This window comes from Pseudomonas sp. JDS28PS106 (assembly GCF_036706555.1).
Taxonomy (GTDB): domain Bacteria; phylum Pseudomonadota; class Gammaproteobacteria; order Pseudomonadales; family Pseudomonadaceae; genus Aquipseudomonas.
The window spans coordinates 44,934-63,167 of record NZ_JBAJGT010000004.1 but is presented as its reverse complement, the minus strand read 5'-3'; the positions used below and the strand labels follow the sequence as shown (position 1 = coordinate 63,167).

16 protein-coding genes are annotated in these 18,234 nt (G+C 63.1%); 6 read left to right on the top strand and 10 right to left on the bottom strand.

The genetic code is table 11. The features are described from left to right. Positions 1-45 precede the first annotated feature (45 nt). Entirely contained in the window at positions 46-891 is an 846-nt protein-coding gene (gene cysQ, locus TRP66_RS07600) for a 3'(2'),5'-bisphosphate nucleotidase CysQ (RefSeq protein WP_333400878.1), read from the bottom strand. Then, positions 888-1,454, bottom strand: a complete 567-nt coding sequence (gene nudE, locus TRP66_RS07595) for an ADP compounds hydrolase NudE (protein ID WP_333400877.1) — start codon at positions 1,452-1,454, stop codon at positions 888-890. The genes cysQ and nudE overlap by 4 nt, the downstream gene beginning before the upstream one ends. Before the next feature lie 98 nt (positions 1,455-1,552). Here nudE and yrfG point away from each other — a divergent pair, with 98 nt between their 5' ends. Further along, on the top strand, positions 1,553-2,215 hold the full coding sequence (yrfG, locus tag TRP66_RS07590) for a GMP/IMP nucleotidase (RefSeq protein ID WP_333400876.1): 663 nt from the start codon (positions 1,553-1,555) through the stop codon (positions 2,213-2,215). A gap of 127 nt (positions 2,216-2,342) precedes the next feature. Here the strand turns inward: yrfG and lysM are convergent, their stop codons facing one another. Then, positions 2,343-2,789: a peptidoglycan-binding protein LysM gene (gene lysM / locus TRP66_RS07585; protein WP_333400875.1), complete on the bottom strand. Its 447-nt coding sequence runs from the start codon at positions 2,787-2,789 to the stop codon at positions 2,343-2,345. 155 nt (positions 2,790-2,944) lie between these two features. Here lysM and TRP66_RS07580 point away from each other — a divergent pair, with 155 nt between their 5' ends. The 5 genes from TRP66_RS07580 to TRP66_RS07560 all read left to right on the top strand — a co-directional run bounded on the left by TRP66_RS07580 (position 2,945) and on the right by TRP66_RS07560 (position 8,799). Continuing rightward, the gene (locus TRP66_RS07580; protein ID WP_333400874.1) at positions 2,945-3,826 is read left to right on the top strand and encodes a LysR family transcriptional regulator; all 882 of its coding nucleotides are present in this window, start codon (positions 2,945-2,947) and stop codon (positions 3,824-3,826) included. Between the two features lie 102 nt (positions 3,827-3,928). After that, the gene (fdhD, locus tag TRP66_RS07575) at positions 3,929-4,777 is read left to right on the top strand and encodes a formate dehydrogenase accessory sulfurtransferase FdhD (RefSeq protein WP_333400873.1); all 849 of its coding nucleotides are present in this window, start codon (positions 3,929-3,931) and stop codon (positions 4,775-4,777) included. A 2-nt stretch (positions 4,778-4,779) separates the two neighbouring features. Continuing rightward, positions 4,780-7,110, top strand: a complete 2,331-nt coding sequence (locus TRP66_RS07570) for an FdhF/YdeP family oxidoreductase (protein WP_333401327.1) — start codon at positions 4,780-4,782, stop codon at positions 7,108-7,110. A 215-nt stretch (positions 7,111-7,325) separates the two neighbouring features. After that, entirely contained in the window at positions 7,326-7,802 is a 477-nt protein-coding gene (locus TRP66_RS07565; RefSeq protein WP_333400872.1) for a glycine zipper domain-containing protein, read from the top strand. Positions 7,803-7,974: 172 nt separating this feature from the next. Beyond that, positions 7,975-8,799 carry a hypothetical protein gene (locus TRP66_RS07560; protein ID WP_333400871.1) on the top strand — a complete coding sequence of 275 codons (825 nt, stop codon included), beginning with the start codon at positions 7,975-7,977 and terminating at the stop codon, positions 8,797-8,799. A 241-nt stretch (positions 8,800-9,040) separates the two neighbouring features. Here the strand turns inward: TRP66_RS07560 and TRP66_RS07555 are convergent, their stop codons facing one another. The 7 genes from TRP66_RS07555 to TRP66_RS07525 form a co-directional block, all read right to left on the bottom strand. Then, entirely contained in the window at positions 9,041-9,556 is a 516-nt protein-coding gene (locus tag TRP66_RS07555) for a hypothetical protein (RefSeq protein ID WP_333400869.1), read from the bottom strand. A gap of 30 nt (positions 9,557-9,586) precedes the next feature. Beyond that, a complete protein-coding gene (locus TRP66_RS07550) occupies positions 9,587-10,492 on the bottom strand; it encodes an NAD synthetase (RefSeq protein ID WP_333400868.1) in 906 nt (301 codons plus the stop codon). Positions 10,493-10,568: 76 nt separating this feature from the next. Beyond that, a complete protein-coding gene (gene tagQ, locus TRP66_RS07545) occupies positions 10,569-11,510 on the bottom strand; it encodes a type VI secretion system-associated lipoprotein TagQ (RefSeq protein WP_333400867.1) in 942 nt (313 codons plus the stop codon). An 87-nt stretch (positions 11,511-11,597) separates the two neighbouring features. Next, a complete protein-coding gene (locus tag TRP66_RS07540) occupies positions 11,598-13,313 on the bottom strand; it encodes a formylglycine-generating enzyme family protein (RefSeq protein WP_333400865.1) in 1,716 nt (571 codons plus the stop codon). Further along, positions 13,306-14,502, bottom strand: coding sequence for an ABC transporter permease (locus TRP66_RS07535; protein WP_333400863.1), 1,197 nt, complete (start codon positions 14,500-14,502; stop codon positions 13,306-13,308). Before TRP66_RS07535 ends, TRP66_RS07540 begins: the two co-directional genes overlap by 8 nt. Beyond that, complete coding sequence (locus TRP66_RS07530; protein WP_333401326.1) at positions 14,502-15,218, bottom strand: ABC transporter ATP-binding protein; 717 nt, start codon at positions 15,216-15,218, stop codon at positions 14,502-14,504. The genes TRP66_RS07535 and TRP66_RS07530 overlap by 1 nt, the downstream gene beginning before the upstream one ends. Continuing rightward, positions 15,218-18,223: a serine/threonine-protein kinase gene (locus TRP66_RS07525; protein ID WP_333400861.1), complete on the bottom strand. Its 3,006-nt coding sequence runs from the start codon at positions 18,221-18,223 to the stop codon at positions 15,218-15,220. The genes TRP66_RS07530 and TRP66_RS07525 overlap by 1 nt, the downstream gene beginning before the upstream one ends. Positions 18,224-18,234: the final 11 nt, after the last annotated feature.

The window sequence follows — 18,234 nt, the reverse complement described above, 5'->3', positions numbered from 1 at the left end:
ATCATGTAGGAGCCAGCTTGCTGGCGATCGGTTTATCCGCGGCGTTCAGCCCTGCGCCAATTCCAGCAGCTTTTCGCGCCAGGGCGCTTTGGCCGGCAGGGCCAGGAAGAACGGATTGAGCAGCGATTCCCGAGGCGGGTAGCTGAACGGCTGGCCGTCGAGTTGCAGCACCGCGCCCCCGGCGCCTTCCAGCACGCCCTGCGCGGCGGCGGTGTCCCATTGCGAGGTCGGTGCCAGACGCGGGTAGCAGTCGGCGGCACCTTCGGCCAACAGGCAGAATTTGAGCGAACTGCCAATGTTGGTCATTTCCAGCGGTCCCAGCCCGGCCGCACTCAGACCGTTCAACAGGCGCTCCTGCTCGGGGCTGGAGTGACGCCGGCTGGCGACCACGGTAAAGGCCTGCCCTTCGGCCGGCTGGTTACGCACAGCAATCGGCGTGTGCTGCTGGCCGTCATCGCTGCGCCAGGCGCCCAGCCCATCGCCACCGAACCAGCAGCGGTTGTCGGTAGGCGTGCAGACCACGCCGAACACCACACGCCCGCGTTCGATCAGCGCCACGTTTACGGTGAATTCCTCGCTGCCGGAAATGAACTCCTTGGTGCCATCCAGCGGGTCCACCAGCCACCAGCGTTCCCAGCCGGCACGCTCGGCGAGCGAGATGTCCGCGTCTTCTTCGGACAGTACGTGAATGGTCGGGTCCAGTTCCCGCAAGCCTTCGGCCAGCACTTGATGCGCGGCGATGTCGGCGGCGGTTACGGGAGACTGATCGGCCTTCTCAGTGACGGTCACATTGGCGCGCCAGAACGGCAAGGTCAGTTCGCCCGCCAGTCGGACCAGTCCGATGACCGGGGCGAGCAGCGGGTGCGGGAGCGTGTCGAACGAATCGGTCATGGTTGGAACAGTCCACGTTGAGTCAAAAGATCCCGAGTCAGGTAAAGCGCGGCCAGTGCGCGCCCCTCGGTGAAATGCTCGTTCTGCGCCAGACCGCTGAGTTCGCGCAGATTAATGCGGTCGACGCGGATCGGCTCGGGCTCGTCGCCTTCCAGGCGCTCTTCATACAAATCCGTCGCCAGCACGACCTGGATTTTCTGGTTCATGTAGCCGGGTGACAGGGACAGCTCGGTCAGGTGCTCCAGCACCCGTGCGCCGTAGCCGGCTTCTTCCTTCAGTTCGCGGTTGGCGGCGGCGAGCACGTCTTCTCCCGGCTCGATCAACCCCTTGGGCAGCGACAGCTCATAAGCATCGGTGCCGCCGCAGTATTCCTCGATCAGAATCGCGTTCTCGGCATCAAGCATCGCGACGACCATGACCGCGCCATAGCCCGAGCCGCGACCGACCAGCCGCTCGTAGGTGCGTTCGACGCCGTTGGCGAAACGCAGCTGCAGCTCTTCTACGCGGAACAGCCGGCTGCTGGCGACGATCGCGCGGGCAAGTACGGTAGGTTTCTGGCGCATGACGGGCTCCTATGCATGGACGGGTTACTATACCGTGGCTTTTCCGATTGTCTGTCTCGGATATGCTTGATTCGCTCACCCACCGTTACGAGGCCAGAATGCTGCCTACGCCCTGGAACGACATAGATACCGTCCTGCTGGACATGGACGGTACGCTGCTCGATCTGCACTACGACGATCATTTCTGGCTGGAGCACCTGCCGCAGCGTTATGCCGAGCTACACGGCATCAGCTTCGCCATGGCCTGGCTGGAGCTCAAGCCTTTGTTCGAGAACAACGCCGGCACGCTCAACTGGTACTGCCTGGATTTCTGGAGCCGGGAACTGAAAATGCCGATCCGCGAGCTGAAGCTGGAAATCGCGCACCTGATCGCCCTGCGGCCGGACGCCGAAACCTTTCTCGCTGCGATCAAGCAAGCGGGCAAGCGCGTGGTGATGATCACCAACGCACACCGCGACTCGCTGAGCCTGAAGATGGAGCGAATCGAGCTGTCGCCTTATTTCGAGCGTTTGATCAGTTCGCATGACTACGGTTTTCCCAAGGAAAACGCGCAGTTCTGGGATGCGCTTCGGGCCGATACACAGTTCGATCCGGCGCGCAGCCTGTTCATCGACGATACCTTGCCGGTGCTGCGCAGCGCCCGCGCGTTCGGCGTCGCTCACCTGCTCGCCGTCCGCCAGCCCAACAGCCAGAAAGGACCCAAAGACACTGAAGAGTTTGCGGCGGTCGAGGATTATCGGGAGTTGATCAAGGGGCTCTAAGTTCGAGGGGACATATGTGGGAGGGACCTTGGTCGCGACCAGGGCGACGCGGTACATCTGGAACACCGCGCTGCGTCCGTCGCGAGCAAGCTCCCTCCCACGGGTCGTACATAAATAGCGCGGAAGGTTATTCCGGAATACGCAGGGTCTGGCCCGGATAGATCTTGTTCACGTCCTTGAGCATGGGTTTGTTGGCTTCGAAGATCTTCTGGTACTGATTCGGATCGCCGTAGACCTTCTTGGAGATGGCGCTCAGGGTGTCGCCTTTCTGAACAGTGACGAACTTCGCTTGCGGAGCGGCCGGAGCGCCGGCGGCGATGGTCATCTGGTCGTCCACTTTCTCGACGCCTTCGATATTGCCCAGGGTCACCAGGATCTTTTCCTTCTCTTCCTGGCTGGCGACTTCACCGGTCACGGTGACAGTGCCGTCATCGACCTTGGTCTGGATGTTGGGATTACCGAGCCCTGTTTCGGAAATGTGCTTCTTCAGGACTTCGTCGGCATTGGCGTTACCCGGTGTCAGCGCGTCGAGGATTTTTTCCCCGGCTTCTTTCAGGAAACTGAACACACTCATTACTCGTCCTCCTATAGATGGTATTTTCCGTGCCTGCCGCAACAACATCAGCTTTTGAGGCAGACGAAAATTAGGACTTCCGACCAGCGTGGTCCGTTCAGCTTTTCTGCGCAGCGCGCAGGATCAACGGTTTGCATCGCACTTTCGGAGTGAAGATGGACATCAAACAACTCAAATTCCTGATCGCCCTCGACGAAACCCGACACTTCGGCCAAGCCGCCGCGCGCTGCAATATCACTCAGCCCACGCTGTCCATGCGTCTGCGCAATCTTGAGGAAGAGCTGGGTCTGGCGCTGGTCAATCGCGGGCAGCGTTTCGAAGGCTTCACCGCGCCGGGCGAGCGCGTACTGGCCTGGGCGCGCACGGTGCTGGCGGCATACGACGGCTTGCAGGCGGAAGCCGCCGCCTGTCGCGGTCATCTGGTGGGCACCTTGCGGCTGGGTGTGGTGCCGCTGTCCAGCTTCGATCCCTTGTTGTTGCTCAAGCCGTTGCACAAGCTGCATCCCAATCTGCGCTTCGAGTTGTCATCGCTCAGCTCGGAGCAGGTGCTGGAGCAACTGGCCAGCAATCGTATCGATCTGGGCGTCTCCTTCCTCGAACGGCTCGACAGCGAGCGATTCGACTCCATGGCCTTGAGCGAAACCGACATGGGCCTGCTCTACGACCACCGCTACTTCAGCTTCGGCGAACAACCCTTGAGCTGGGCGGAGCTGATGGAGCTGCCGTTGGGCCTGCTGACCAGCGGCATGCATTTCCGCCAGTCGATCGATCACAACTTTCACAGTCGCGGCCTGCATCCTGAACCAGTGCTGCAAACCGATGCCGTTCATCAGATGCTGCAAGCGGTACACGGCGGGTTCTGTTGCTCGATCATGCCACTGGACGGTGGACTCGAAGCCCTGGCCGGGCATTTGCGTCTGCATCCGATCGCCGATGCCCGCACGCTGGCGCCGCTGGGCTTGATCATGCGTCGCAGCGCGCCCCGCTCGGCACTGGCGGAAGCCTGTTTCGCGCTCCTGACAGAAATGTCTCGTTGAAACATTGATCGACGTCATCTATCAGTGCATCAGAACTAGCGATTAGACGGTATCGGACAAGAGGCCTAGGCTTAGAGCCATCAATCTGCCGGTATCTGAGCCATGCACGTCAAGCGCACGGACGACACGGGATCCGCGCCTGCCATCGGGTCCGCGCCCGCGCCCGAAGCAAGCAAGACCTACAGCTATTCGAACCTTCAAGGCGATGAGTCGGTACAGGCCGCGCTCGCCGAAGAGGTTGCGCTCGCCATTGCCTACAACGGCATCAGCCAGGCGGTCATGCTGGTCAGCCCCACCGACCTTGAGGATTTCATCGTCGGCTTCAGCCTGGGCAGCGGCATTATCGAGTCACGTGACGACATCTACGATTTCAAGCTCAGCGGCTGTGGTTCGGCCATGCAGGCGGAAGTCGAGATCGCCAGTCGTGCGTTCTGGAACCTCAAGCAACAACGTCGTCAGTTGGCCGGCACCAGCGGTTGCGGCTTGTGCGGCGTGGAAGCGGTCGAGCAGGCCCTGCCCGACCTTGCCGTACTGCCCGGCGCGCCCTTGCCGCCTGTCGAATGGCTGGACGGCCTGCGTCAGCGGATCGGTGAGTTCCAGCCGCTGGGACGTCATTGCGGCGCTGTGCACGCCGCGCTCTTCATGGACAGCAACGGAAAACTGCTGCTGGGCCGCGAGGATATCGGGCGCCATAACGCCCTCGACAAACTGATCGGCGCGCTGATCCGCCAGGACATCGCGATCGAAGGCGGCATTGCCGTCGTCACCAGCCGCTGCAGCCTGGAGCTGATCCAGAAAGTGCTGCGCGCCGGCATCCAGACGCTGGTCAGCCTGTCGTCGCCCACCGGCCTGGCCCTGCAATGGGCTCGCCGTCATAACCTGAATTTAATTCACCTGCCGCAGCACAGTGCGCCGCGGGTCTACAGCCCTGCGATGGAGATTCAACCGTGAGCATGCATCACCAAGCCGACAAAACCCCGACGCCCCGCTACAAGCCTTATAAAGGCGCGGCCGGAGGATGGGGTGCTCTGATCAGCGTCACCCAGCACTGGCTGGGCAGCGACAACGCGTTGAAGAACCTGCGCATGATGCTCAAGACCAACCAGAACGGCGGTTTCGACTGCCCTGGCTGCGCCTGGGGCGACTCGCCGGAAAGCGGCATGGTCAAGTTCTGCGAGAACGGCGCCAAGGCGGTGAACTGGGAAGCGACCAAGCGCCGTGTCGACCCGGCGTTCTTCGCCCGCTACAGCGTCAGCTCGCTGCTTGAGCAGAGCGACTACTGGCTCGAATACCAGGGCCGCCTGACCGAGCCGATGGTTTACGACCAGGAAACCGACCGCTACAAGCCCATCAGCTGGGACGGCGCGTTCTCGCTGATCGCCAAGCACCTGAGCAATCTGCCGAGCCCGAACATGGCCGAATTCTACACCTCGGGCCGTGCCAGCAACGAAGCGGCATTCCTGTATCAGCTGTTCGTGCGCGCCTACGGCACCAACAACTTCCCCGACTGCTCGAACATGTGCCACGAAGCGAGCGGCGTAGCGTTGTCGCAGAGCGTCGGCGTGGGCAAGGGCACCGTGACGTTCGAGGATTTCGAACACGCGGACGCGATCTTCGTCCTCGGCCAGAACCCCGGCACCAACCACCCGCGCATGCTCGAACCGCTGCGTGAGGCGGTCAAGCGCGGCGCCCAGGTGGTCTGCGTCAACCCGCTCAAGGAGCGTGGTCTGGAGCGCTTCCAGCATCCGCAACAGCCTTTCGAAATGCTGACCAACGGCGATCGCCCAACCAACACCGCCTTCTTCCGCCCTGCCCTGGGCGGCGACATGGCGCTACTGCGCGGCATGGCCAAGTTCCTGCTGCAGTGGGAGCGTGAGGCACAGGCGGCTAACGCCCCGTCGGTGTTCGACCATGCTTTCCTCAACGAACACACCCAGGGCGTGCTGGATTACCTGGCCGTTCTGGATGACACCTCATGGGATGACCTCGTCGCGCAATCGGGCCTGACTCTCGAAGAAATCGAGCAGTCGGCGCGCATGTACGCCAAGAGCAAGAACGTCATCATGTGCTGGGCGATGGGCATTACCCAGCACCGTCATTCGGTGCCGACCATTCAGGAAATCACCAACCTGATGCTGCTGCGCGGCAACATCGGCAAGCCGGGCGCAGGTCTGTGCCCGGTGCGCGGTCACAGCAACGTGCAGGGCGACCGCACCATGGGCATCAACGAGCGTCCGCCGGTGGCGTTGCTCGACGCGCTGGAAAAGCGCTTCCAGTTCAAGGTTCCGCGTGAGAACGGCCACAACGTGGTCGAGGCCATTCGCGCCATGGCCGAAGGTCGTTCCAAGGTCTTCATCGCCCTGGGCGGCAACTTCGCCCAGGCAACCCCGGACAGCGACCGCACCGCCGCCGCGCTGAGCAAGTGCGACCTGACTGTGCAGATCAGCACCAAGCTCAACCGCAGCCACCTGTTCCACGGCAAGGACGCGCTGATCCTGCCTTGCTATGGCCGTACCGACATCGACATGCAGGCCAATGGCCCGCAAGCTGTCACGGTCGAAGACTCGTTCAGCATGGTGCACGCCTCCAACGGCCAGTTGCAGCCACTGAGCAAGCACATGCGCTCGGAGCCTGCGATCATCGCCGGCATCGCCAACGCGACCGTGGGCAAGAAGCCGGTCGACTGGCTGTGGCTGGCGGAAGATTACGGCCGTATTCGCGACCTGATCGCCGACACCATTCCAGGCTTCAAGGACTTCAACGAGCGCGTGCAGCATCCGGGCGGTTTCTACCTGGGCAACTCGGCTGGCGCACGTCGCTGGAACACGCCTTCGACCCGCGCCAACTTCAAGCCCAACGTGCTGCCGGGAACGCTGATCCATGAAAACATCAGCGCCACCGGCCAGACACCTGACCTGATCATGCAGTCGATGCGTTCCCACGATCAGTACAACACCACCATTTACGGCCTGGACGACCGTTATCGCGGCGTGAAAGGCCAGCGTGACGTGTTATTCGTCAACGAAGCCGACATTATCCGTCTCGGCTTCACGCCGGGCCAGAAGGTGGACATCGTGTCGATCTGGAGCGATGACGTGGAGCGCCGCGTCAAAGGCTTCACCTTGCTGGCCTTTGACATTCCGGCGGGCCAGGCCGCGGCCTACTACCCTGAGGTCAACCCGCTGGTGCCACTGGAAAGCGTGGGCGACGGCAGCCATACGCCAACGTCCAAGTTCGTGGCAATCCGCCTTGAGCGAGCCAGCGACAACGGCCGGATTCTCTGATCCGCCCGCTATAAATCCCGCCACAAAAAAAGGCCCGTTTCGCGAGAAACGGGCCTTGTTCAAGAAACCTGAGACTGCCAAAACCCGGTTAAGTTCCTGAGCCAAAACAGTAACTTAGCTATTTGTGTCTCAGTCGTGTTACTCGTCGGATTTGCGTTGCCAGGGGCTGGCTCCTGACCTCAGGATCGCGCCGTCATCCCTACGAGAATTCGCACATGAAGTATTCCTCGATTCTGTTGTTGTCTCTCACCCTTGCGAGCGGTTTCGCCACAGCCGGCGGTACGCTCGAGTCCGGTGTGGGCGGAGCATTGGGTGGGGTACTCGGTTCAGTCGTCGGCCAGCAGGTCGGCGGCAGCACCGGCGCGGCCATCGGCGCGGGCCTGGGCGGCGCGGCTGGCGGCGCGGTCGGCGCTGACCGTCGCAACCGCACCGAAGCGGCGATTGGCGGCGGCCTGGGCGCGGCAGGCGGCAACGTACTGGGCCGCAGCGTCGGCGGCAGCACCGGCGGCCTGGTTGGCGCGGCAGCTGGCGGCGGCGCGGGCGCGGCGCTCGGCAACTACATGGGCAACGAAAGCCGCGACGACGATCGCCGCTATCGTGGCGGCCATGATCGCCGTGAATACCGTCACGCCCGTGGCGATCGCGGCAAGCACTACGGCCATCGTAAGCACAAGCGTCATTGGCGGCATTGATTTGCCGTAGCTGATCGCCAGCAAGCTGGCTCCTACAACGGCGGTAGGAGCCAGCTTGCTGGCGATTTACCATCTCAAGAAACACCCCTTCCAGCCGATACCCCGGCGACAACTCTCCTTTCGCGCACTGACACCCGGTCCCGTCAGCCCCTGCGCTTGCCGAGGATCTGGAATGGATTTCCGCAAACAACCTACCGAAGACGACGGCGTCACTCATATCCAGCGTCTGGATCCGAATCGAGTGGATGTCGTACTGGGCTCTCACCCACGACGCAAACCTGCACGCCAAAGCAAAGGTCCGCTTCCGTTCGGACTGGTCATCGTCTGCCTGGCGTTTGCCGGGCTGGTCTACTGGCTGGGCTCGACGCTGACCAGACCCGCGCCGGTAGCCACACCGATCACGTTAGCCACGCCTGCCCAGTCGGCACATCCTGCGCCATCCGCCCCCGAGCCGGTTTCCGTTCCAAGTGCGCCGCCGACGGTGCAGCAGGTCGCCTATACCGTTCCGCAACCTGTCACCCAGGAACCGCCACCCACAGCTGCTCAGCCGCTGGACAACTGCATCAAGCACGGCAATGTCATCGATGAAAGCGTGCTCAATTGCCGCTTTGGCGATGTTCCACGTCCCGCAGCAGCGCCAGCAAGCCAGGGCATGGTGTCGGACCGCTACCTGGCAGACTTCAAATCCGGTGCCGCCCGCAAGGAAGAACCGCGCCGCAGGCCGTATACCCAGGTTTCCATGACCATCCGCGAATGGGACGGCTCCGATCGCTACCGGGCGCAATGGCGCCAGTACGACAATCGCATTGATCAGGACAGCGTCTGCGAAAACTTCACCAGCCGCTCCGTCGAACGCCGCGAATGCCGCAAATCCGCGCAGGTGCACTTCAAGGAGCTGTGCCGCGAATGGACCCGCAGAGCGGCGCGGGACAGCGACGAAAAGAGCGTCGACGCCCGCGAACGCTACTGTGAAGTCGCCGGTTCCTTTACGCCTTGACCCTCTAAATCTGAAGAAATCCTACTTGGGTATAGCCAAAGGCTTACACGCGATTACGCGGTTCGCTCTTTGTGCATAAGGGTTATACCCGTAAGATTGGATCCAACAACTGGTGAACAAGGAGTTCACCAGGATCAAGGATGATTGACCATGCCCGGATGGCTGCCGACAGGAAGTTGGAATGGTCTTTGTACAAAACCCGCTTCGGCGGGTTTTTTATTGGCTGACGGAAAGTGCCGGGCTATTTGCGGCCTGCCTTGTTCTTGCGCGAGCTGTCTTCCCGCAACGACGTTCGAGCCGAGCGGTTGAAAACCAGCTGTTCACGCAACTCCCGGCTACGTTTGCTGTTGAGCGATAACAGTCCTAGCAACGGGAACAACAGACCCAGCGCGTAGGCGACCAGATCGGATGTCTGCCCACGCGTCGGCACGGTGGGCAAGACCGCAAGCAGGCAGACCGTCAGGATGCCCACCAGTATCCAGGTTGCCCACAACCGCCCGCGACTGAGCAGAAAGCCGCCCGTGGTCAGGAGCAACGACGCCCCCATCATGAACAGCCATGAATAAGCCGCCCGCTGCGGGTGATCGCTGAACCAGGTCCGGGTCACAAGCACCGTCGCCATCACGATGGAAAAGATGCACATGAAGATCGAACAGATGAACGTCGGGAAATAGCGAGCCAGCAGCGCAAGCGGGTCCCAGAAGTACCCGGCCTTGCGGACCTCTTCGCGGATCTTGTCGCGATGTTTACTACTCAATCTTCACTTCCTCCTTCAATGCGCTGCTGGTCACTCGGCCAGCTCCTCATAAAGCCCTACCGCCAGGTTCTGCACCCGGCCACTGCCGGCCAGCCCTATTCCCATGCTCCAGACATCCTGCATTTGCAGCACGGTCGCGGGTCTCAGCTCGGTCGGCGTCATGCGCCTGGGCAGCGCGCCGCTGCGCTGCTGGAGTTTCAGAAGCTTGGGGGTGAGTTTGGGGTTCTGCAGCTTCAACAGCTCCCTGGTCAGTTCCTTGCGTTGCTGGCGATTCAGCTCTCGCGTCAGGTCATACCAGCTGCGGCCGGTGGCGGCCTTGCGCGCCTGCATCAGCTTGAAGGTCGTCAGCCCGGCGGTGCCGACTCCCATCAGGGACACCACGTCCAGGATGGAAGAGACGTTCTGATACCACTCGGCATCGTCCAGCATGTCGTTGGCCGACGGATCGCTCCATTCGTTCACCGTGCGAGCAAGGCCGATCATGCACTGACCGGTGCTGGCCACGGTCGACGCCACGCCAACGCCGGCGATCACCGCGCTGACTCCGGCGGTGAACGGCGTGGCAGCGCTGGCGCCCAATATGGCGATCCAGCCAAGAATCGCCCCGCCGCACGACAGCGTGGTATTAAGCGCTTCGTAGACCAGCCGCGACTCTCTGGGGTTGGTCTGCACCTGCTGGGCAAACTGCTGCGGCGTGATATGCCGCTTGGCCTCGCGCAGAATCACCCGCTTGGGGTGGATACTGCAGATCGGCGTGAATTCTCGAAGGGTGACAACATTGAAATCGGCGTCGATATAAACGACACCCGCCCCGACGATTCCCGGATCGGAATCGATCACAGCGAAAAGCTTTCGCGTGTCGACGAGGCTTTCGACGCGTTGCCGCGCCATTATCTGGGAGGGACTGTTGTTCAGTCCGATCATGACTTGGGACATCGGTCTTCCTTGAATCGACTCACCGACCTCCCTGGGGAGGCCGGTGAAGGTATCGATCAGTGTCGCGGATCAAGCATCAGACGTTCGGGCAAGGCACCGGCGCCCAGTCACCCACGTCCGGGTTCTTGCACATGCTGTTGACCTGGCTCTGTCCGGCATTGGCGACCTGCTGGCTTTCAGCCTGCTTGGCCTTGGCCTGTTGCAGGGTTTTCTCGGTGCCTACCGCTTCCTTCGGTACGTTCGGCAGTTTGGCCTTGGCCGGCTGCTTGGCCTTGCTGACCTTCTTGGTCGAGGTTGTGGCAACCGGTGCCGCGTCGGCATTGGCGACGATCACGACGTCGTTACGTTTCACGCCAACCTGTTGCAGGTCTTTCTCGTAAGCCTGGGTGTAGCTGCTCAGGTCCTCGCTGGCACGGCCGTTGACCGCCGCGATCAGGTCGTTGGACTCTTTCAGGCCGGCAACGATTTCCGCCAGGCGCTTGCGGCCTTCGGTGTCGTTGATGGTGTTGGCCTTGCGAGCGGAGATCAGGCTGGTGAATTCACGCTGGTAGCAGGACTGGGAGGCCTTGGCGTACGCCGTGCTGCGATCGATGTCGCCCGCGCTCTTGTTGATGTCGGACGCGTAGGACGCAATGCGCTGGTTGTCGTCCGAGATCTGCTTCTGACGCTCGGTGTAGTAACCGGCCGCGCCACCCACCAGCGCGCCGCCCGCGGCACCGATGGCAACGTTACGGGCGCGCTTGTCGGAATCGCCGGTCAGGGCGCCCGCCAATGCACCACCCACTGCGCCCAACGCGGCGCCGGTAGCGACCGAACGGGTCATGTCCGAGTCGGTCTGGCGCAGATGCTGCACCGGCTCGTAGCAGGACGGGTAGTACTCGACCTTGGTGGACGCGCCCACCTTGGAGACCGGCGAGCCGGCGCAACCGGTCAGCAGTACGGCGCTGAAGCCAGCCGTCGCCAGCATCAGGGCGCGGCTACGGGAGGCAGATACGAGCGGTTTACGAGACAAAAGCATAGTTGCGTTCTCTTCCTTAGGTTTTGACTGGCCCGGCGCAGCGTCATGCAGTCCGGGTCCCCTTGCTTGCAGCTGAATGCTGCCGGGTCATCGCTGACCGGCAGACTCCAGCAGTTGCTTCACTATGGTTTCCGGGTCAGCGCGCTTGTTCTTGCGGTAGTCGCTGACATGGCTGACAAACAACGTGGCGCGGGTCACCAGACTCTTGCCAATGATTGGCTTGCGGCTGAGTTCTTCCTTGACCCGCTGAAACTGCGCCTGGATCACCGCGTCGGTGTAGCGGGTGCCGGTCGCCAGGTTGTCGATGTAGATCGCCACCGCACCATCCAGCGCGCTGCGTCCGTTGGCGATGGCAGTGCCGAACAGTTGCGCGCTGGCTGCGTCTTTCGCGGCCTCGGCCTGTTGCTGGCTTTTCTTCAGGTTGGTGAGGCGAATGTTGTAGTTGTTGATGGTCTCGGCCACCAGCGCGGCCGACTGGATCAGGTTGCCCGCCGCTTCCTCCCGCTGCCTGGCGATCAGCGAGACATTGCGTTTGAGTTCTTCGTTGACCAGCCCCAACTCGGCTTGCAGACGCGGGTCGGCGCTAGCGGCGATGATGCTGTCCAGCCGCTTGGTGGGGTCATCGTCTGTGGCGATATCATCGGTCAGCGCGGCGAGACGCCCCTCCTTCTGCCACTGATCGAAGAGTTCCTTGTAACGCGAGCGCGGTGCCGACAAAGCGCCGATGGCGACCCGGAAACCGGTGGTTTCATTGCTCTGCTCGGTGCCGTCGGCGGCGAACAGCGGATATTCGCGACGCATGCCGGTGAACAGCGTGCCCTCGCCTTCCAGATAATTGCCGCCCTTGGCGACGAACCCGCCGTAGGCGCCTTGGCGACGTCCGGCGTGGACCAGCTGGAAAGATTCCTGGACCATCTCGGCGGCGTTGCCGATCACGTCGAACATGCCGATGGGGTTAGGCAACCTGGTGCCGATGGGCATCAGGCGCGCGGCCTGTCCGGTGCCGCCGGCGACCTGATTGAAGACCGCCCAGTCGCTGAGCGGGCCGTCGGTTTCGCTGCCTTCGAGACGACGCGGGAACAACCGTCCTTCAAGGTCTTGCCGGCTCACGGCCTGCGCACCGCGAGCGGCGTATTCCCATTCAACCTCGGTCGGCAGGCGCACAAAGCCGATGCCGCCATCGTCCGCGCTCTTGTCGCGGCCGCTGACCGGTAACAGCTCGCGGTGATGCTTCATCAGCCAGGCGCTGTAGACCGCGGCGAAGCGCTCGGCCTCGAATCGCGACAGTTTGACCTTGGGCAGACGCCCTTCCATGCCGCCGGGTGCGTCGCAGGCCGGAGGCGCTTCGCCGCTGGCCAGCGACTGCGCCATGACCTGCGCGTACTGTCGGGCCGTGACTTCGTATTTGCCAACGAAGTACATCATCGGCTTGAGCGGCGTGCCGGCTTCGGACTTCGGCAGTAAAGGGCTGATGGTCTTGCGCCATTCCGGCGACAGGTCCTGAGCCGTGAACTGGCCGCTGATGAAGTCGCGCCGATAGCCGGAAATGAACGACTGCTTGTACCCCGCCTCGCCTTCGCTGAACGGATAGCCCAGGCTGATTTCACGGTCATCCAGACTGCCTTGCGCCAGGACATAGACGTAGCGGAAGACCATTTCGCCGCCGCATGGCAACGGCAGGCTGACGTCGTCGGCCAGCGGCTTGGGGTTGTCCAGCTTGTTTTCGTCGGCACCGGCGCCCGATGAGGTCAGGCCCAGCCCTGTGACCAGCAGTGCCAGAGCGACCCTGCGCAATTCAAACATCTCTGATTCCTTCCGAAGCTTCGATACGCGCCACCCGGCGGCCGCCCAGTGTCGCGGCCAGCGCGCTGACACCCAGGACCGCGAGCACCGCGAAAACATAATGACGAGGCAGCAGCTGGCTGATGTGTTCACCGGCGACCTGCGCGAACAGCAGATTCAGGCCCTGCTCGGCGACGCCGTAAAGCCCGACGCTCAGCAGCGCCGCGAAGACGCCGCTGTACAACGCCTGTAGTACGACGAACGACAGCAGCGCGCCGCTGCTGAAACCCAGCAGGCGCAACATCGACAGGTCGCGCCGCTTGCGCTCCACCGCAGCCAGCGCGCCGGCAAAGATCGCCGCGCAAGCGCCGGCCATTGCCAGACCAGTGATCAGCCAGAACACGATGGACAGGTTGCGGCTCAACGATTGCACCTGTGCGATGGCGGCAGCCTGAGTGAACATCGGCAGCTCCCGCTCTGCGAAGTACCGGCGCAGGTTTTCCACATCCTCAATCTCGCGGGCATACAGGCGAAACGCCGGGTAGATGCGCTGCGCTTGCGAATCAGCGGTTTCGCCGGCCCAGCCCAGTTCAGGCACGGCGCGGCCGTCGCGGTAATCCTCGGCGGCTTCCAGCAGGCGCAACGGGCCGAACAAGGCGTCGCGGCCAAACGCTTCCAGGGGCAGCACCGCCGTCACCCTTAGCGAGGTACGGCGCACCTCGATGCGGCCGGACACCTGGCGGCCGAAACCAGCGTCGAGGCTATCTCCGACCCGCGCGCCCAACTTCTCAGCAGCGGTGGCGCTCAGGACCACGGCGTTCAGCTCGACGGGCGCGGACACGGCGCCCAGCAAGGGGTCGCCTGCCGCCGTCGGAATCATCTCGACGTCGGCCTGCCGGTCGTTCAGCGTCAGGCTGGCGGTCGCGGCAATCTGCCGGGTCCGGGGAATCACGAAGGCGATATCGGGACGGGCGGCAAGCGTCGTAATGGATTGCGCGGAGAATCGACCTCCACCCATTGGGACGATTTCCCGCACCGAGGGATCGCTTTCGAGACGCGCTGTCAGGCTCTCGATCAGCCCGAACTTGAGGCCGAACAGCACCAGCAGAGGTGCCATTACCGCCACCAGCGCCAGCACGGTGCAGGCCGACAGCCGTACATCAGCGCGATAATCTTCCCAGGCCATCCGCGCCAGCAGCATCGTGGTCATCAGCGCCGCGCCTCCAGTGTCGCCACCACGCCGCCCTGGGCGTCGCGCTCGCAGGCCAGGCGCAGGATCTCCAGACCCGCGTCGCGCACCAGCGCTTCGTCGTGGGTGGCGATCACGCAGCAGGCGCGCTGTCGGCCTGCCTGCTCCAGCAGCAGATTCATGACCCGCCCGGCATTGAGCGGATCGAGCGCGGCGGTGGGTTCATCGGCCAGCACCAGTTGCGGACCATGGGCGAGCGCCCGGGCGCAGCTCACGCGTTGACGTTGCCCGACTGACAAGGCCGCCGGTTTCTTGCGCAGTTGCTCGCCGATGCCCAGCTGTCCGGCCAGGCGCTCGACGCTGCCGTCTTCGGCAAGGCCCAGCAATTTGCGCGGCAACGCGATATTCGTCTGAACATCGAGATAGCCCAGCAGGCCACCAGTTTGCAGCACATACCCCAGGTGGCGGCTACGCAGCCGGGCGAGGCGATCCTGGTCGCCCTTACGCCATAGCCCGCCGACATCAAACTCGCCGTCAGCGGTGGAGAAATCAAAACGTTGCGCGCGGTCCGGCGCCAGCACCAAAGCCAGCAGATCCAGCAGCGTGCTCTTGCCGCAACCGCTCGGCCCGATCAAGGCGTAGTGACGCCCTGCCAGGAGTTCCAGATGAGGCACCACCAGCCGGTAGCCTTGCTGACCGGTTCCACGGGTTTTATGCACATCGCGCAGGCTCAGCATCATGGCAGCGTCGACAGCGGGACACGGTACAAAGCGTCGCCCGGCTCGGCGTCGCCGAAGCGGACCCAATTGGACAGGTCGTTGTGGAAGGTTTCGTACAAGCGAATCTTCGAGTCGAGTTCGTCGATGAAGTCTTCCTGCTCGGCCACGCTGAGCGACAACCAGAGATCCTGAGTCATGTTCAACGATTTGCTGCGGTACGGCAGCCCTTCGAGGTATTCGCCCAGCACGCCGCCCTCGGCCAGATTGCCGCCTTTGCGCAGCGCCGAGGGGTCGCGGCTCATGTAAGCGCTGGCGCTGGCGATTTCCTGGAAGAAATCCTTGGGCGAAGTCCGGGTCTTGCGCGCGGCGTCGACGATCAGCTTGAGCGATTGCTGCAAGTCGTTGAGTTGCAGCTTGGTGAGCATGACGCAGACCTGAAACGCCGGCAGCGACAGATTGGTCAGGTCGCGGTCGGCCGTCCAGGCGCTGACCAGTTGCGGTGCCTGACTGGCCGACTTGCGACCGAGAAAATCCATGTGCATGGCATAGCCGACTGCAGCGGACTTCTGCGCCACGCTCGGTGCGGCGCCCAACTGCGGCAGTGCCTGGTTCTGACCACTGCGCACCTGATGCACCAGATCGGCGAACACCGAGCCGATTTCGTCGACTTTCTCGCCGAACTTGCGCACGTCGCCACCAGGAACGGGCACGTAAAGATCGCCGATCTGCGGGTTGGCATCGGCGGTCAGCACCCGATATTGCTGCTCGGCGGAAGCATGATTCTTCTTGCCCGCATCGGTGCGCAGATGCAGCGCGTAGATTTTGATCTGCTTGCCGAGCGCCGCCTGACGCACTTCGGCTTCGTTCATTTGCGTGCTGCTCAGCGGGTCGCTCTTGCGCAGCGAGCCGGCATCGCTGACCAGCAGAATCAGGCGTCCGCCATAACCGGACCAGTCCATGCCGTTGACCGCCTGCATGACACCGGCGAACGAGTCTTCGTTGAACGAATGACTGGAAACCGACGTGGCCTTGACCTGCCCGGCCAGTTCCATGAAGCGCTGCGGATCGCGTCCTTCATCGAGGCTGACCAGAGTCCTGGTCAGGTATTCCAGACCCGGCGTCTTTTCCGGGTTATTGCGAAAGCCCACCAGCCCGAAGCTGACGCTGTCCAGATCGCCGCGCTGGGCGATCTTGCCTTGCAGTTCGTGGACGACGTCGCGAACCCGATCGATATACGGCTGCATCGATACCGAGGTGTCGACTACCAGCACCACCGCTGTTCTGAAGGCATCGGCGGCGCGCGCCTGACTGCTTTGGCCGGGCGCAGCGGTGTGCCGGGGCAGATTGCCGGGGTCGATGGACGCCACGTTGAGCAACTGCACCGGCTGGCCGTTTTCATCGAAGCTTTCTCGGGATTCGAAGATCGGCAGCAGATAGAACTGATCCTGAGGCACGGCGCTGGCCGCAGGCTCCAGCGCGACGACCTGGCTGTCATCGGCATGCTCGGCCTGAGCCTTGAGCAGCAGCTTCTTTGCGGCGGCGGGATCGGCGATCAGGTTTTCCAGTTCACCGGGCTGGCGAACGAACATGACCGGCGCGCGCCCGGAACGCTCAGTGAACTTGAGCACCAGGCTCTGTTTCCATTCGCTGGTCTGCTCGGCGGGCAGCCAGCCTTCGCTGCGTCCGTCGGATGCCGCGCCGACCCGCAGCCACTGTCGGCCATCGACGGTACGGCGCTGATAGACATACAACACCGAAAATGCCGGAAGCGGCTCGCCGGCGGACGCGCCCGGTTCGCTGGCATAGGCCGCGCCGGGCTTGCTGAGCACCCGCTGGAACAGGGTTTTCTTGCCCGGCATCAACAGCGGCCGCTGGCCGCCGTCGGCATCGGTCGCGGTTGCAACAGAGACGGGTGCCACGCTGGGCGCGTCCGCCGCTGTAGCGGCGGCGCTCGGGGTGGAGTCCGCAGGGGCCGCATTCAGCCACCAGTAACCTGCCCCACCCAGGCCAAGAGCCGCTGCGACGGCCACCGCGAGCAAGGTCAGCCGCGAGCCGCCACGTGGCTTTTCGGCAACCGGCTGCTTGTCGAGCGAGACGGTTGGCGGCGGCTCGGCGGTCACTGGAGACGGATTGCCAGGCATCTGGAGGGTCACCGGAGTAAGCCCGGCCAGACTGTCCCGCTCCGCCGCCACCTGCGCTGCGGGCTGGAACACCGTGCGCTCATCGTCCATCTGCGCCAGCCGGTCCAGAGCCGCCAGCAAGGCATTGGCGTCCGGGAAACGCTCGGCCGGATTCTTGGCGAGCAGGCGGCTGAGAACGTCCTGATACCGACCGTGATGAACCGGCAGTTCGGGCAGCGGCTCGGTCAGATGCGCCAGCGCCGTGGACAGCGCGTCAGTGCCGTTGTACGGCAGCTCGCCCACCAGAATTTCGTAAAGCACGACGCCAAGCGCGTACAGATCCGCCCGGCCATCGATTTCCTGGCCACGCGCTTGCTCCGGGCTCATGTAACTGGGCGTGCCTACCGCGAACCCGGCCTGGGTGAACTGGGTGCGGTCGTCCAGCGACTTGGCGATGCCGAAGTCCGACAACACAGCGTTGCCATCGGCGCGGAACAGGATGTTGGCCGGCTTGACGTCCCGGTGCACCAGGCCCTGCTCATGGGCGTAGCCCAGCGCCGAGGCGATCTGGCGGATGTAACGCAACCCCTGCTCCGGCGTCAGGCCGGCGGCGATGCGCTCCTTGAGCGTGCCGTTGGGCAGGTATTCCATCGCCATATAATACAGCGGACCGACATTGCCGATGTCATGGATGGTAACCGTGTGCGGATGGGACAGACGCGCCAGCGTGCGGCCTTCGCGCAGGAAGCGTTCGCAGAACGTGGGATCGGCGGCCAGGGAGGCGGCCATGATTTTCAGCGCCACCTTGCGTTCCAGCGAGCGCTGGGTTGCCAGGTACACGGTCGCCATCGCGCCTTCGCCGATCTCACCTTCTATGTCGAATCCAGGAATCAGTATATCCATGTGCTCTTTCT